Here is a 17,301-nt window from a genome sequence, read left to right on the forward strand (position 1 = left end):
CGTCCCGGCAGTGCACCGGGCGCCGCCCCAGGGGACGACTCTGTCACGCCGTCCGTTCTCGTGCCGGTCATGGTAGCCGCACCCCGCCTGTCGCCACACCCTGTCACCGCGATGTCACTGTGCACGTAGCGGAAACGCCGCGGGGGACCAGAAGGTTCCCCGAATCCCGCACTTCTACACGGGATCGGCCACGGCCCGTCAGTCTTTCCCCGGGGCACGGCGGTTGGCCGCGCCCCGGGCGTCCCCGTTCACTCGTCCCGCATCCACTGTTCCATCACCGTCAGCAGATGGTCCGGGTCCACCGGCTTGGTGACGTAGGCGGAGGCACCGGACTCGATCGCCTTCTCCCGGTCGCCCTTCATCGCCTTCGCCGTCAGCGCGATGATGGGCAGCCCCGCGAACTGCGGCATCCGGCGGATCGCGGTGGTCGTGGCGTACCCGTCCATCTCCGGCATCATGATGTCCATCAGCACGAGCGTCACGTCGTCGTGCTGCTCCAGGACCTCGATGCCCTCCCGGCCGTTCTCCGCGTACAGCACCGACAGGCCGTGCTGCTCCAGGACGCTGGTCAGCGCGAAGACGTTGCGGATGTCGTCGTCGACGATGAGGACCTTCTCCCCGTCGAAGCCGAAGTTCCGCCGTTCCACGGGCTGGTCCACCGCCGCGCCCCGCGCCCCGTCCCGCAGCGCGGGGGGCGCGCCGCCCCGGTCCGCCGGGCGCTCCGCCGGGGCGGGCAGCGCGGCCCGGGGCACCGACGGCCTGCGGCGGCGCCGGAAGTTGGCGGCCGGACCGTGCTGGGCGTCCCGGTAGGAGCGCACCTCCGGCGGGGTCTCCGTCAGCCGCGGCCCGCCGTCCATCGCGTCCGGGTCGGCCACGGCCGCCACCGGGTGTCCCGGCGCGGGCAGCGCGCTCGGGTGCAGCGGCAGGTACAGCGTGAACGTCGACCCGCGGCCCGGCTCGCTCGCCGCGTGGATCTCCCCGCCGAGCAGCCGGGCGATCTCCCGGCTGATGGACAGTCCGAGACCGGTGCCCCCGTACTTGCGGCTGGTGGTCCCGTCGGCCTGCTTGAACGCCTCGAAGATGACCCGCATCTTCCCGGCGGCGATCCCGATGCCGGTGTCGGCGACGGAGAACGCGATCAGGTCGGCGTCCGGGTCGGTCAGCGCCCCCGACTCCAGGAACTGCTCGCGGATGGTGACCGGGACGTCCGCCCCGGCGGTGCGGATCACCAGCTCGACCGCCCCCGAGTCGGTGAACTTCACCGCGTTCGACAGCAGGTTGCGCAGTACCTGGAGCAGCCGCTGCTCATCGGTGTGCAGGGTGGCGGGCAGCTCCGGCGAGACCCGCACCGAGAAGTCCAGCCCCTTCTCGGCGGTGAGCGGCCGGAAGGTGGCCTCCACGTAGTCCACCAGCTGGACCAGCGCGATCCGGGTCGGGGAGACGTCCATCTTGCCCGCCTCGACCTTCGACAGGTCGAGGATGTCGTTGATCAGCTGGAGCAGGTCGGAGCCCGCGCCGTGGATCGTGTCCGCGAACTCCACCTGCTTGGGGGTGAGGTTGGCGTCCGCGTTGTCCGCCAGCAGCTTCGCCAGGATCAGCAGCGAGTTGAGCGGGGTCCGCAGCTCGTGCGACATGTTCGCGAGGAACTCGGACTTGTAGCGCATCGACACCGCGAGCTGCTCGGCGCGCTCCTCCAGGACCTGGCGCGCCTCCTCGATCTCGGTGTTCTTCACCTCGATGTCGCGGTTCTGCTGGGCGAGCAGCTCGGCCTTGTCCTCCAGCTCCGCGTTGGAGTCCTGGAGCGCCTTCTGCCGGTTCTCCAGCTCCGCGGAACGCTCCCGCAGCTGCTCGGTCAGCTCCTGCGACTGCTTGAGGAGGACCTCCGTCTTGGTGTTGACGCTGATCGTGTTGACGCTGGTCGCGATCATCTCCGCGATCTGGTTGAGGAAGTCCTTCTGGATGTGGGTGAACGGCTGGAACGACGCCAGCTCGATCACCCCCAGCACGGTCCCCTCGAACAGCACCGGCAACACGATGACGTGCGCGGGCGGCGCCTCGCCGAGTCCGGAGGAGATCTTCAGATAGCCCGGCGGGACGTTCCCCACCAGGATCGTCCGCTTCTCCTTCGCCGCCGTCCCGATCAGGGTCTCCCCGGGCCGGAACGAGGTGGGCATCGTCCCCATCGAGTAGCCGTACGAGCCGAGCATCCGCAGCTCGTAGCCGTCCTCGCCGTCCTCCTGGGTGGTGACGAGGTTGTGGCCGTCGTCCGGCACCGCGAAGAAGAACGCGCCGTGCTGCGCGGACACCACCGGCGTCAGCTCGGTCATGATCAGCCCGGCCACGTCGTCGAGGTCGCGGCGGCCCTGCATCAGACCGGAGATCCGGGCCAGATTGCCCTTGAGCCAGTCCTGCTCCTTGTTGGCGATGGTCGTGTCCCGCAGGTTCGCGATCATCGTGTTGATGTTGTCCTGGAGGTCCTGGATCTCCCCCGCCGCGTCCACGTCGATCTTCAGGTTGAGATCGCCCCGGGTCACCGCGGTGGCGACCGCGGCGATGGCCCGCACCTGACGGGTCAGGTTCCCGGCCATCTCGTTCACCGACTCGGTGAGGTCGCGCCAGGTCCCGTCGACGTCCCGCACCCGGGCCTGACCGCCGAGCTGGCCCTCCGTGCCCACCTCGCGGGCGACCCGGGTGACCTCCTCGGCGAACGAGGACAGCTGGTCGACCATGGTGTTGATGGTCGTCTTCAGCTCCAGGATCTCGCCCCGGGCGTCGATGTCGATCTTCTTGGTGAGGTCGCCCTTGGCGATGGCCGTGGTGACCATGGCGATGTTGCGCACCTGACCGGTCAGATTGGACGCCATCGAGTTCACCGACTCGGTGAGGTCCTTCCAGGTGCCCGACACCCCGGGCACCCGCGCCTGCCCGCCCAGGATGCCGTCGGTGCCCACCTCGCGGGCGACCCGGGTGACCTCGTCCGCGAACGACGACAGCGTGGTCACCATGGTGTTGACGGTGTCGGCGAGCTGCGCGACCTCGCCGCGCGCCTCCACCGTGACCTTCTTGGTGAGGTCGCCGTTGGCCACCGCTGCGGAGACCTGGGAGATGTTCCGCACCTGACTGGTCAGGTTGTTGGCCATCAGGTTGACGTTGTCGCTGAGGTCCTTCCAGATGCCGGTGACGCCCGGCACCCGCGCCTGGCCGCCCAGGTTGCCCTCGGTGCCCACCTCCCGGGCCACCCGGGTGACCTGCTCCGCGAAGTTGGACAGCTGGTCCACCATCGTGTTGACGGTCGTGACCAGTTCGAGGATCTCGCCCTTGGCGTCGACCGTGATCTTCTTCGACAGATCGCCCCGGGCGACCGCCGTGGTCACCTCGGCGATGCTGCGCACCTGGATCGTCAGGTTGTTCGCCATGAAGTTGACGGACTGGGTGAGGTCCTTCCAGGTCCCGGAGACGCCCTGGACCTCGGCCTGACCGCCGAGGATGCCCTCGGTGCCCACCTCGCGCGCCACCATCGTGACCTGCTCCGCGAAGTTGGAGAGCTGGTCGACCATGGTGTTGATGGTGTTCTTCAACTCCAGGATCTCACCGCGCGCGTCCACGTCGATCTTCTGCGACAGATCACCCCGCGCCACCGCCGTGGCGACCTGCGCGATGTTGCGGACCTGCGTGGTCAGATTGCCCGCCATGCTGTTCACCGAGTCGGTGAGGTCCCGCCACACCCCCGCGACGCCCGGCACCTGGGCCTGGCCGCCGAGCCGCCCCTCGGTGCCCACGTCCCGGGAGACCCGGGTCACCTGGTCCGCGAAGGCCGACAGCTGGTCGACCATGGTGTTGATGGTGTTCTTCAACTCCAGGATCTCACCGCGCGCGTCCACGTCGATCTTCTGCGACAGATCACCCCGCGCCACCGCCGTGGTCACCTGCGCGATCTGCCGCACCTGGGACGTGAGGTTGCCCGCCATGAAGTTGACGGAGTCCGTCAGCTCCTTCCAGGTGCCGCTGACGCCGTCCACCCGCGCCTGACCGCCGAGCCGGCCCTCGGTGCCCACGTCCCGGGCCATCCGGGTCACCTGGTCCGCGAAGCTCGACAGCTGGTCCACCATCGTGTTGACGGTGTTCTTCAACTGGAGCATCTCGCCGGACACGTCGACGGTGACCTTCTGCGACAGATCGCCGTTGGCCACCGCCGTCGTCACCTGGGCGATGTTGCGCACCTGCCCGGTGAGGTTGCGGAACGCCGTGTTGACGGAGTCCGTCAGGTCCTTCCACGTGCCCGCCGCGCCCTGGACGTGCGCCTGACCGCCCAGCTCGCCCTCGACGCCGACCTCGCGCGCGACCCGCGTCACCTCGGCGCCGAACCCCGACAGCTGCGTCACCATCGTGTTGACGGTGTTCTTCAGCTCCAGCATCTCCCCGGCCACGTCCACCGTGACCTTCTGCGACAGGTCGCCGTTGGCCACCGCCGTCGTCACCGCCGCGATGTCCCGCACCTGCGTGGTGAGGTTGCGGAACACCGTGTTGACGGAGTCCGTCAGGTCCTTCCACGTCCCGGCCGCGCCCGGCACCTGGGCCTGGCCGCCGAGCCGCCCCTCCGCGCCGACCTCGTTCGCGACCCGGGTGACCTCGTCCGCGAAGGTCCGCAGGGTCTCCGTCATCTGGTTGATCGTCTCGGCGAGCTGCGCGATCTCGCCGCGCGCGCTGACCGTCACCTTCCGCGACAGGTCGCCGTTGGCCACCGCCGTCGTCACCTGGGCGATCCCCCGGACCTGGGCGGTGAGGTTGCCCGCCATCAGGTTCACCGAGTCGGTGAGGTCCTTCCAGACGCCCGCGACCCCGGGCACCCGGGCCTGACCGCCCAGCTCGCCCTCGGTGCCGACCTCCCGGGCGACCCGGGTCACCTCCGAGGAGAACGAGGACAGCTGGTCCACCATCGTGTTGACGGTGTTCTTCAGCTCCAGCATCTCGCCGTCGACGTGCACGGTGACCTTGCGGGACAGATCGCCGCGCGCCACCGCCGTCGTCACCAGCGCGATGTCCCGCACCTGGGCCGTCAGCCGGTCCGCCATCGTGTTGACGGAGTCCGTGAGGTCCTTCCACGAACCGGACATCCCGCGCACCCTGGCCTGACCGCCGAGCTTGCCCTCGGTGCCCACCTCACTGGCCACCCGGGTGACCTCGTCGGTGAACGTCGACAACTGGTCGACCAGGTTGTTGACCGTCCGCCCGACCTTCAGGAACTCGCCGCGCAGCTGCGGACCGGCCCCGTTCACCCCGTGCGGACGCAGCTCCATCCGCTGTTCCAGATCGCCCTCCGCCACCGCGGACAGCACCCGGCCCACCTCGGACACCGGCCGGACCAGATCGTCCACCAGGGCGTTGGAGGCGTCGACGGCGGCCGCCCAGGACCCCTCGCACTGTCCCGGCTCCAGCCGTTCCGTGATCTTTCCCTCACGTCCGACCATCCGCCGCACCCGAGCCAGTTCACCCGTGAGGTGGAGATTCCGGTCGGCGACCTCGTTGAAGACGGCCGCGATCTCGGCGAGCACGTCGTCGCCGGTGACCGGGAGCCGCTTGCGGAAGTTGCCGTCCCGCATCGCCTCCAACGCCACCAGCAACCGGTTCAACTCCGCCGTCTGCACGGCGGTCGTCCCCCGGTGCGCCGAACGCGCCTTCCTCACGGGCGCTCCGCCTTTCGCGCGCGTGCTCGTGCCACGCGCCGACGCGCCAGACTCCACCGTGTCCCTCCCGCAGGGGTCGATCTCGTGCATTGGACCGTCCTCATCAAGCCTGCCCAGTGTTTCACCCCGGCGGAACCAGGCCATAACAGTTCGGCAGCTTCGCACAAGCTCCGCACCCCCTGGGGGCGGAAACTCCATCGGGCGGCATCCGCATGGACCGCGAAGGTAAGTAACCTGGCATGCGGCTGTCCACCCACCCGGTCCGCCCGGCCAGGACGGTGGCAGGAGTACGAGCGGGCATCGGAGGGCGGCCCCAGCATGACCACCGGACTGCAACTTCCCGGGGGGCAATCCCCGGACGACCCCCGTCCGCCTCGGCAGACCGAGGGCCGGGGAGCACGGCACGACGAAGACCGGACGAGGAGTTCTGTGATCACCGCGCGCGCGGCAGCCGCCTTCCCACCCGCGAGCCGGTCCGTGGCCACGGCCCGCTCCTTCGTCCGGGACACGCTCCAGGGCTGGGGCTTCACCGACCTCATCGACGACGCGGTGGTCCTCACCAGCGAACTCGTCACCAACGCGGTCATCCACGCGGGCACCTCCGCCGAGGTGCTGTGTCTGCGCTCCGGCGACAGCGTCCGCGTCGAGGTGGCCGACCGCTACCCGGAACGGGAGATCCCGCTCCAGCAGGCCCACGGCGCCCTGCGCAGCCCCGACCGCGAGGGCGGGCGGGGCCTCCAGCTGTGCGCCGCGCTCGCCGGACGCTGGGGCGTCGAGTACACGCCCACCCACAAACGGGTGTGGTTCCAGATGGAGTTGCCGGACCGCCCCGTCGGCACCCGCACCGCGGGCCCCAGCCTGCCCACCGGGCTGCTGCCGGTCACCGACGGCCGGGTCAGGGTCGCCGTGCTCCAGGTCGACGGCGCGGGCGCGGTCAGCGCCTGGAACGAGGACGCCGAGGCCGTCTTCGGGCACACCGCCGAGCAGGTCATCGGCAAACCCCTGACCGACCTCGCCGCCTGGCCCCACACCCCCGGCACCGGCACCGGCATCGCCGACGCCCTCCGCCTCTCCCGCTGGGAGGGCAGCTACGGCATCCGCGGCACGACGGGCCGGGTCGTCCCCGTCTACGCCTCCCATCTGCGGGTCCGCGACACCGAGGGCGAACCGTCCACCGTCTGTCTGCTGGTCCGCGACCACGAACGGGCCGTGATCCAGACCCCGGTCCGGGTCTCCGCCCCGGACACCAGCACCGCCGTCGACTCCGGCCCGGCGGACCCGTTCGAGGTCTTCATCGGCTCCCCCGCCCCCGACGACCTCGACGGACTCCTCCAGCGGACCGTGGAACGCGCCCGCGACATGCTGGACGCCGACGCCGCGTTCCTGCTGCTCGCCACCGACGACGAGACGGAACTGGAGGTCCGCGCCTCCACCGGACTGCCGTCGGCCCGCCAGCGCTTCGCCCGCGTCCCCGTGGAGGCGGGCCCCGGCCGCTACGGCTCCGCGCGGATGCCCGCCGTCCACGAGGACCTCTCGGTCGTCCCCGGCGCCGTACCGCTGCTCAGCGGCACGGGCATGCGCTCGGTGGTGACGGTCCCGTTGAAGGTCGAGGGCCGGCTCACCGGTTCCCTGGGGGTGGCCGCCGAGTCCCCCGACCGCTACTCCAACGAGGAGGCCCTGCGCCTCCAGTTCGCCGCCGACCGGATCGCCCTCGCCGTGGAGTCCGCGCGCCTGGGCGAGCTGGAACGGCTGCGGCGCGGCTCCCTCAGCTTCCTCGTGGAGGCGTCCGACCTGCTGGCGGGCACCCTGGACCGCGACCAGACACTGGCCCTGATGGCCCAGATGACGGTGCCGACCCTGGCCACCTGGTGCGCGGTCTATACGATCGCCGACCAGACCTCGGACCCCTCGCTGTCGTTCGTCCTCCACGAGGACGAGGACCGCATCGACGGGCTCAAGGAACTGCTCTCCCGGATCGCCCCGCCCGACCAGGTGCCCACCCCCGGCGCCCGGGTGTGGCACGCCCCCGGGCGGGCCGCGCGGGAGGCCGCCCAGGCGGCCGGGCGCTCCGGCGGCCCGGCCGGGTACGGCGCGACCGGCACGGCGGGCGGGGAGGCCGTCGTCCTGCCGCTGGTCGCCCGCAACCGCGTCATCGGCATGCTCACCCTGGGCCGCCCCGCCGACGACCACTTCCGCCAGGAGGTGCTGGAGCTGGCGGAGGACCTGTCCCGACGGGCGGCCCTCGCCCTCGACAACGCCCGGCTGTACTCGGAGCGCACCGCCATCAGCCAGTCGCTCCAGCGCAGTCTGCTGCCTCCGCAGACCCCGGAGATCCCCGGTGTGGAGGTGGAGGTCATCTACCGTGCCGCGGGTGAGGGCAACGAGGTCGGCGGCGACTTCTACGACCTGTTCCCCATCCAGGACGGCGCCTACGGCTTCGCCATCGGCGACGTCTGCGGCACCGGCCCGGAGGCGGCCGCCGTCACGGGCCTCGCCCGGCACGCGCTGCGGCTGCTGGCCCGCGAGGGCTTCGGCGGCCCCGCGGTCCTGGAGCGGCTGAACGCCGCGATCCTCGACGAGGGCGCCCGCAGCCGCTTCCTCACCCTGCTCTACGGGGAGCTGTGGCCGCAGCCGGACGGCAGCGCGCTGCTGAAGGTGGTGTGCGCGGGCCATCCGCTGCCCCTGCGGCTGCGCCAGGACGGCACGGTGGAGACCGCCGCGGAATCCCAGCCGCTGCTGGGCGTGATGGAGGACCTGGAGCTGTACGAGCAGACCGTCACCCTGGACCCGGGCGACGTCCTGCTGTGCGTCACGGACGGGGTCACCGAGCGCCGCGAGGGGACCCGGATGCTCGGTGACGAGGGTCTCACCGAGGTGCTCGCCTCGTCCACCGGGCTGACGGCGGGCGCGGTCGCGGCCCGGGTGATGCGCGCCGTGGAACGCTTCGCGAGCGACGCCCCGTCCGACGACATGGCCATCCTGGTGATGCGCGTCCCCGGCCTCGACGTCTGAGGAACAGGGGGCGCGCCCTCCGGGTCCCCGGCATACGAAAGAAGCCCCCGGCCATCAGGCCGGGGGCTTCTTCTTGTCTGAGCCCCCAAACGGAATCGAACCGTTGACCTTCTCCTTACCATGGAGACGCTCTGCCGACTGAGCTATAGGGGCCTGTCGCCTTGCGGTTTCCCGCCTTGCAACGAGATAGATCATACCCCGAAACGGGGGTGGTCCGAACCATCCGACCGTCTTCCAGACCGTCGGATTCGCCCGCCGGTCGTTGACGGCCGTTCAGAACGCGGCGGCCACCCAACCGGCGGGGCCCGGGCGGACCGCACCGCCCAGGGCGTTGCACACCGAGACCACCCGTCGCAGCTGGCCACGGTCGAGCGCGGCGCCGACGGGCAGGGCCAGCGTCTCGTCCACGGCCCGCTCGGTCTCCGGCAGGAGCACGTCCGTCCGGTACTCCGGGGACCGGTGCAGCGGCGTCCGCACGGGTATCCGGCAGGGCACGCCCCTGGCCCTCAACGCCCGGGCGAACGCGTCCCGGTCGGGCCGCCCGTTGCCGGGTACCCGGACCACGTACTGCTGGTAGGTGTGCCCCGTGCCGCCCGGGGGGACGCGGACGCCCCGGAGCCTACGGTCGAGATAGGCCGCGTGTTCCCGGCGCCTTCCCACGTCCCCGTCCCGCCCGGGAAGCTCGTCGTCCCCGCGCCCCAGCGTCAACAGCCCGTACCGGCGCCCCAGTTCCACGAGCTCGTCGGTGTCGGCCGGTCGCCCGAACCGGTGAACGGCGACGACCGCGAAGGCCCTCGGCCCCACCACGGCGGCCACGGAGGCCGGTGCGAGGCAGTACGTCACGGGATCGATGTCGGCGAAGACGGGCACCGCCCCGACGCTCATGACGTCCCGGACCACTCCGGCGTCCCCGAAGGCCGGAACGACGACCTCGTCTCCCGCCCCGATTCCGGCGGCACGCAGTTCTGCGACTGTCCCCATGCCGGTGATGCTCGTCGCGGAACATGAACACGGGATGACCAGGAAGAAGCGCACGCGAAAAAGCCGTGTGTCCCGGAGAGAAAAACTTCTCTCCGGGACACACGGCTTCATGCAATTTTAGTTCGGCGGCGTCCTACTCTCCCACAGGGTCCCCCCTGCAGTACCATCGGCGCTGAAAGGCTTAGCTTCCGGGTTCGGAATGTAACCGGGCGTTTCCCTAACGCTATAACCACCGAAACACTACGAAACACACACCAAGCACACCCCATCTGTGGGAAGGGATGCTGGTTGTTCGTGGTTTCAGAACCAACACAGTGGACGCGAGCAACTGAGGACAAGCCCTCGGCCTATTAGTACCAGTCAACTCCACCGGTCACCCGGCTTCCATATCTGGCCTATCAACCCAGTCGTCTACTGGGAGCCTTACCCCATCAAGTGGGTGGGAGCCCTCATCTCGAAGCAGGCTTCCCGCTTAGATGCTTTCAGCGGTTATCCCTCCCGAACGTAGCCAACCAGCCATGCCCTTGGCAGGACAACTGGCACACCAGAGGTTCGTCCGTCCCGGTCCTCTCGTACTAGGGACAGCCCTTCTCAAGACTCCTACGCGCGCAGCGGATAGGGACCGAACTGTCTCACGACGTTCTAAACCCAGCTCGCGTACCGCTTTAATGGGCGAACAGCCCAACCCTTGGGACCGACTCCAGCCCCAGGATGCGACGAGCCGACATCGAGGTGCCAAACCATCCCGTCGATATGGACTCTTGGGGAAGATCAGCCTGTTATCCCCGGGGTACCTTTTATCCGTTGAGCGACGGCGCTTCCACAAGCCACCGCCGGATCACTAGTCCCGACTTTCGTCCCTGCTCGACCCGTCGGTCTCACAGTCAAGCTCCCTTGTGCACTTACACTCAACACCTGATTACCAACCAGGCTGAGGGAACCTTTGGGCGCCTCCGTTACTCTTTAGGAGGCAACCGCCCCAGTTAAACTACCCATCAGACACTGTCCCTGATCCGGATCACGGACCCAGGTTAGACATCCAGCACGACCAGAGTGGTATTTCAACAACGACTCCACAACCACTGGCGTGGCCGCTTCAAAGTCTCCCACCTATCCTACACAAGCCGAACCGAACACCAATATCAAACTGTAGTAAAGGTCCCGGGGTCTTTCCGTCCTGCTGCGCGAAACGAGCATCTTTACTCGTAGTGCAATTTCACCGGGCCTATGGTTGAGACAGTCGAGAAGTCGTTACGCCATTCGTGCAGGTCGGAACTTACCCGACAAGGAATTTCGCTACCTTAGGATGGTTATAGTTACCACCGCCGTTTACTGGCGCTTAAGTTCTCAGCTTCGCCACACCGAAATGCAGCTAACCGGTCCCCTTAACGTTCCAGCACCGGGCAGGCGTCAGTCCGTATACATCGCCTTACGGCTTCGCACGGACCTGTGTTTTTAGTAAACAGTCGCTTCTCGCTGGTCTCTGCGGCCACCCCCAGCTCAAGGCGCGAAGCCCATCACCAGAAATGGCCCCCCTTCTCCCGAAGTTACGGGGGCATTTTGCCGAGTTCCTTAACCATAGTTCACCCGAACGCCTCGGTATTCTCTACCTGACCACCTGAGTCGGTTTAGGGTACGGGCCGCCATAAAACTCGCTAGAGGCTTTTCTCGACAGCATAGGATCATCCACTTCACCACAATCGGCTCGGCATCAGGTCTCAGCCTATTGAGTAGCGGATTTACCTACCACTCGGCCTACACCCTTACCCCGGGACAACCACCGCCCGGGCTGGACTACCTTCCTGTGTCACCCCATCACTCACCTACTACCACCTCGGGTCACCGGCTCCACCACTCCCACCCACAGCAAAACTGGAGGCAGGCGGCTTCACGGGCTTAGCATCAGAGGATTCAATGTTTGACGCTCTACAGCGGGTACCGGAATATCAACCGGTTATCCATCGACTACGCCTGTCGGCCTCGCCTTAGGTCCCGACTTACCCTGGGCAGATCAGCTTGACCCAGGAACCCTTAGTCAATCGGCGCACACGTTTCCCACGTGTGTATCGCTACTCATGCCTGCATTCTCACTCGTGAACCGTCCACCACTGCCTTCCGGCGCGGCTTCACCCGGCACACGACGCTCCCCTACCCAACCCAGCGGGCGTTGGCCCTATATGCTGGATTGACACGACTTCGGCGGTACGCTTGAGCCCCGCTACATTGTCGGCGCGGAATCACTAGACCAGTGAGCTATTACGCACTCTTTCAAGGGTGGCTGCTTCTAAGCCAACCTCCTGGTTGTCTCTGCGACTCCACATCCTTTCCCACTTAGCGTACGCTTAGGGGCCTTAGTCGATGCTCTGGGCTGTTTCCCTCTCGACCATGGAGCTTATCCCCCACAGTCTCACTGCCGCGCTCTCACTTACCGGCATTCGGAGTTTGGCTAAGGTCAGTAACCCGGTAGGGCCCATCGCCTATCCAGTGCTCTACCTCCGGCAAGAAACACACGACGCTGCACCTAAATGCATTTCGGGGAGAACCAGCTATCACGGAGTTTGATTGGCCTTTCACCCCTAACCACAGGTCATCCCCCAGGTTTTCAACCCTGGTGGGTTCGGTCCTCCACGACCTCTTACAGCCGCTTCAACCTGCCCATGGCTAGATCACTCCGCTTCGGGTCTTGGGCATGCTACTCAAACGCCCTATTCGGACTCGCTTTCGCTACGGCTTCCCCACACGGGTTAACCTCGCAACACACCGCAAACTCGCAGGCTCATTCTTCAAAAGGCACGCAGTCACGACACAAGAAAGCAAGCTTCCCTGTGCGACGCTCCCACGGCTTGTAGGCACACGGTTTCAGGTACTATTTCACTCCCCTCCCGGGGTACTTTTCACCATTCCCTCACGGTACTATCCGCTATCGGTCACCAGGGAATATTTAGGCTTAGCGGGTGGTCCCGCCAGATTCACACGGGATTTCTCGGGCCCCGTGCTACTTGGGTGTCTCTCAAGCAAGCCGTCAATGTTTCAGCTACGGGGGTCTTACCCTCTACGCCGGACCTTTCGCATGTCCTTCGCCTACATCAACGGTTTCTGACTCACCTCACAGCCGGCAGACTGTAAAAGAGAGATCCCACAACCCCCTGCATGCAACCCCTGCCGGGTCTCACACATACAAGGTTTAGCCTCATCCGGTTTCGCTCGCCACTACTCCCGGAATCACGGTTGTTTTCTCTTCCTGCGGGTACTGAGATGTTTCACTTCCCCGCGTTCCCTCCACATGCCCTATGTGTTCAGGCAAGGGTGACAGCCCATGACGACTGCCGGGTTTCCCCATTCGGAAACCCCCGGATCAAAGCCTGGTTGACGACTCCCCGGGGACTATCGTGGCCTCCCACGTCCTTCATCGGTTCCTGGTGCCAAGGCATCCACCGTGCGCCCTTAAAAACTTGGCCACAGATGCTCGCGTCCACTGTGCAGTTCTCAAACAACGACCAACCACCCGTCACAGCCCGCCGAAACAGACCTTTACCGGGGTCGGCAACCGAAGACCCAGCCATCACGGCCGTGCCCTCAGACACCCAACAGCATGCCCGGCCCGTACCCGTCCGAAGATCACGCGTTCCACACTCCGAAGAGCAGTACTAGCGGCCTCCGGCCCGAATAACAGGCCGAATAGTCAACGTTCCACCCATGAGCAACCAGCACCGGACATTCGCCGGTGTACTGGCCTCTGACCGGGATCATCCGAAGACGACCACGGTAAGAAGTGCTCCTTAGAAAGGAGGTGATCCAGCCGCACCTTCCGGTACGGCTACCTTGTTACGACTTCGTCCCAATCGCCAGTCCCACCTTCGACAGCTCCCTCCCACAAGGGGTTGGGCCACCGGCTTCGGGTGTTACCGACTTTCGTGACGTGACGGGCGGTGTGTACAAGGCCCGGGAACGTATTCACCGCAGCAATGCTGATCTGCGATTACTAGCGACTCCGACTTCATGGGGTCGAGTTGCAGACCCCAATCCGAACTGAGACCGGCTTTTTGAGATTCGCTCCACCTCACGGTATCGCAGCTCATTGTACCGGCCATTGTAGCACGTGTGCAGCCCAAGACATAAGGGGCATGATGACTTGACGTCGTCCCCACCTTCCTCCGAGTTGACCCCGGCGGTCTCCCGTGAGTCCCCAACCGGCCGAAACCGTTGCTGGCAACACGGGACAAGGGTTGCGCTCGTTGCGGGACTTAACCCAACATCTCACGACACGAGCTGACGACAGCCATGCACCACCTGTACACCGACCACAAGGGGGGCACCATCTCTGATGCTTTCCGGTGTATGTCAAGCCTTGGTAAGGTTCTTCGCGTTGCGTCGAATTAAGCCACATGCTCCGCCGCTTGTGCGGGCCCCCGTCAATTCCTTTGAGTTTTAGCCTTGCGGCCGTACTCCCCAGGCGGGGCACTTAATGCGTTAGCTGCGGCACGGACAACGTGGAATGTTGCCCACACCTAGTGCCCACCGTTTACGGCGTGGACTACCAGGGTATCTAATCCTGTTCGCTCCCCACGCTTTCGCTCCTCAGCGTCAGTATCGGCCCAGAGATCCGCCTTCGCCACCGGTGTTCCTCCTGATATCTGCGCATTTCACCGCTACACCAGGAATTCCGATCTCCCCTACCGAACTCTAGCCTGCCCGTATCGACTGCAGACCCGGGGTTAAGCCCCGGGCTTTCACAACCGACGCGACAAGCCGCCTACGAGCTCTTTACGCCCAATAATTCCGGACAACGCTCGCGCCCTACGTATTACCGCGGCTGCTGGCACGTAGTTAGCCGGCGCTTCTTCTGCAGGTACCGTCACTTTCGCTTCTTCCCTGCTGAAAGAGGTTTACAACCCGAAGGCCGTCATCCCTCACGCGGCGTCGCTGCATCAGGCTTTCGCCCATTGTGCAATATTCCCCACTGCTGCCTCCCGTAGGAGTCTGGGCCGTGTCTCAGTCCCAGTGTGGCCGGTCGCCCTCTCAGGCCGGCTACCCGTCGTCGCCTTGGTGAGCCGTTACCTCACCAACTAGCTGATAGGCCGCGGGTTCATCCTGCACCGCCGGAGCTTTCCACCCGCCCCCATGCAGGGGCAGGTCATATCCGGTATTAGACCCCGTTTCCAGGGCTTGTCCCAGAGTGCAGGGCAGATTACCCACGTGTTACTCACCCGTTCGCCACTAATCCCCGGCCGAAACCGGTTCATCGTTCGACTTGCATGTGTTAAGCACGCCGCCAGCGTTCGTCCTGAGCCAGGATCAAACTCTCCGTGAATGTGTACCCGTAATCGGGTGAACACCACGAGAGCGGAACAAACCGGGGAGGAATATCCCCGACTGTTCACAGCGTCCTCGCTGTGTATTTCTTCAAAGGAACCTCATCACCAGACCTAGCGGTCTAGGTGACGGGGTATCAACATATCTGGCGTTGACTTTTGGCACGCTGTTGAGTTCTCAAGGAACGGACGCTTCCTTTGTACTCACCCCAGCCTCTCGGCTGAAGCTTTCCTCCGGGCGCTTCCCTTCGATGTTTCCGACTCTATCAGATCTTTCCGATCCGATTTCCTCGGTGCTTTCCAGTCCAGCGCTTCCGCGCTTTCCTTTCCGGCGATTTCGACTTTATCAGAAGATTCTGAGTCGATTTCCCCCGCCCGATGCGGTGGGCTCCAACGCGTAGTGAGCGTCGGGGGCTTCCCTCTCAGGCGGAGCCGTAAACGTACTGGAGCGGGGCGCCCGATGCAAATCGAGGTGCCCCGCCCCAGGTTGGCGCTCCGTCAGGTCAGACCTCGACCACGACCGGCAGGATCATCGGGCGGCGTCGGTAGTTGTCCGAGACCCACTTGCCGAGGGTGCGGCGGATCAGCTGCTGGAGCTGGTGGGGCTCGACCACGCCGTCCTGGGCGGACCGCTCCAGGACCTCGGTGATCCTGGGGATGACGTCCCCGAACACCGCGTCCTCGATGCCGGAGCCGCGGGCCTGGATGTGCGGACCGGCGGTGATCTTCCCGGTGCTGGCGTCCACCACGACGAAGACCGAGATGATGCCCTCGTCGCCGAGGATCTTCCGGTCCTTGAGCGCGGGCTCCCCCACGTCTCCGACCGAGAGGCCGTCCACGTAGACGTAACCGGCCTGGACCTTGCCGACGATCTTGGCCTTGCCGCCGACCAGGTCGACGACCACGCCGTCCTCGGCGATGACGATCCGGTCGTGCGGCACTCCGGTGAGGGCGCCCAGCTCGGCGTTGGCCCGGAGGTGGCGCCACTCGCCGTGGACCGGCATCAGGTTGCGCGGCTGGCAGATGTTGTAGAAGTACAGCAGCTCACCGGCCGAGGCGTGGCCCGAGACGTGGACCTTGGCGTTGCCCTTGTGGACGACGTTGGCGCCCCAGCGGGTCAGGCCGTTGATCACGCGGTAGACCGCGTTCTCGTTGCCGGGGATCAGCGACGACGCGAGGATCACCGTGTCGCCCTGGACGATCCGGATCTGGTGGTCGCGGTTGGCCATCCGGGAGAGCGCGGCCATCGGTTCGCCCTGGGAGCCCGTACAGACGAGGACGACCTCGCTGTCCGGCAGGTCGTCGAGGGTCTTGACGTCCACCACCAGGCCCGCGGGGACCTTGAGGTAGCCGAGGTCACGGGCGATGCCCATGTTGCGGACCATGGAACGGCCGACGAAGGCGACCCTGCGCCCGTACTCGTGGGCGGCGTCCAGGATCTGCTGGATGCGGTGGACGTGGCTGGCGAAGCTGGCCACGATGATCCGCTTGCGGGCGCCGGCGAAGACCTGGCGCAGCACGTTCGAGATGTCCCGCTCGGGCGGGACGAACCCCGGGACCTCGGCGTTCGTGGAGTCCGACAGCAGGAGGTCGATGCCCTCCTCGCTGAGCCGGGCGAACGCGTGCAGGTCGGTGAGGCGGCCGTCCAGCGGGAGCTGGTCCATCTTGAAGTCGCCGGTGTGCACGACCATGCCCGCCGGGGTGCGGATGGCGACGGCCAGCGCGTCCGGGATGGAGTGGTTGACGGCGACGAACTCGCAGTCGAAGGGGCCGATGCGTTCGCGGTTCCCCTCCGCCACCTCCAGGGTGTAGGGGCGGATGCGGTGCTCCTGGAGCTTCGCCTCGATCAGGGCGAGGGTCAGCTTGGAGCCGATCAGCGGGATGTCCGGCTTCTCCCGGAGGAGGTAGGGGACACCGCCGATGTGGTCCTCGTGACCGTGGGTGAGGACGATGCCCTCGATGTCGTCGAGACGGTCCCTGATGGACGAGAAGTCCGGCAGGATCAGGTCGATTCCGGGCTGCTCCTCCTCGGGGAAGAGCACTCCGCAGTCGACGATCAGCAGGCGTCCGCCGTACTCGAAGACGGTCATGTTGCGGCCGATCTCACCCAGGCCGCCGAGCGGGGTGACCCGCAGGCCGCCCTTCGGGAGCTTGGGCGGGGCGCCGAGTTCAGGATGCGGATGACTCAAAAGACTCTCCTCACCACGCGCGCCACGTACCCGGTGGCACGTGGCGCGCGTGACGTTCGTGCAAAAGCAGTTGTCGTGTGGTCGGCCGGACCGGGGCCGGTCCGGCGGTGGCGCTTATTCAGT

General features: G+C 66.4%; 4 protein-coding genes, 1 tRNA gene and 3 rRNA genes. 1 reads left to right on the forward strand and 7 read right to left on the reverse strand.

Going from position 1 to position 17,301, the window contains the following annotated elements; translation table 11 throughout:
* Positions 1 to 248: 248 nt before the first annotated feature.
* Complete coding sequence (locus ACVWNX_RS07660) at positions 249 to 5,741, reverse strand: HAMP domain-containing protein (protein WP_454414670.1); 5,493 nt, start codon at positions 5,739 to 5,741, stop codon at positions 249 to 251.
* Positions 5,742 to 6,002: 261 nt separating this feature from the next.
* Here ACVWNX_RS07660 and ACVWNX_RS07665 point away from each other — a divergent pair, with 261 nt between their 5' ends.
* Entirely contained in the window at positions 6,003 to 8,696 is a 2,694-nt protein-coding gene (locus ACVWNX_RS07665; RefSeq protein ID WP_454413133.1) for a SpoIIE family protein phosphatase, read from the forward strand.
* Between the two features lie 80 nt (positions 8,697 to 8,776).
* Here the strand turns inward: ACVWNX_RS07665 and ACVWNX_RS07670 are convergent.
* The 6 genes from ACVWNX_RS07670 to ACVWNX_RS07695 form a co-directional block, all read right to left on the reverse strand.
* A tRNA-Thr gene (locus ACVWNX_RS07670) sits at positions 8,777 to 8,849 on the reverse strand.
* Between the two features lie 120 nt (positions 8,850 to 8,969).
* Positions 8,970 to 9,677, reverse strand: a complete 708-nt coding sequence (locus tag ACVWNX_RS07675) for a DegT/DnrJ/EryC1/StrS family aminotransferase (RefSeq protein ID WP_454413134.1) — start codon at positions 9,675 to 9,677, stop codon at positions 8,970 to 8,972.
* Between the two features lie 120 nt (positions 9,678 to 9,797).
* Positions 9,798 to 9,914 (reverse strand): 5S ribosomal RNA (gene rrf / locus ACVWNX_RS07680).
* Positions 9,915 to 10,007: 93 nt separating this feature from the next.
* A 23S ribosomal RNA gene (locus ACVWNX_RS07685) occupies positions 10,008 to 13,135 on the reverse strand.
* 325 nt (positions 13,136 to 13,460) lie between these two features.
* Positions 13,461 to 14,988 (reverse strand): 16S ribosomal RNA (locus ACVWNX_RS07690).
* The 16S, 23S and 5S rRNA genes sit together here, the layout of an rRNA operon.
* A gap of 504 nt (positions 14,989 to 15,492) precedes the next feature.
* Positions 15,493 to 17,178 (reverse strand): ribonuclease J, encoded by a 1,686-nt coding sequence (locus ACVWNX_RS07695; protein WP_454413135.1) that lies wholly within the window; start codon positions 17,176 to 17,178, stop codon positions 15,493 to 15,495.
* Between the last annotated feature and the right edge of the window lie 123 nt (positions 17,179 to 17,301).

This window comes from Streptomyces sp. JNUCC 64, from assembly GCF_054484115.1.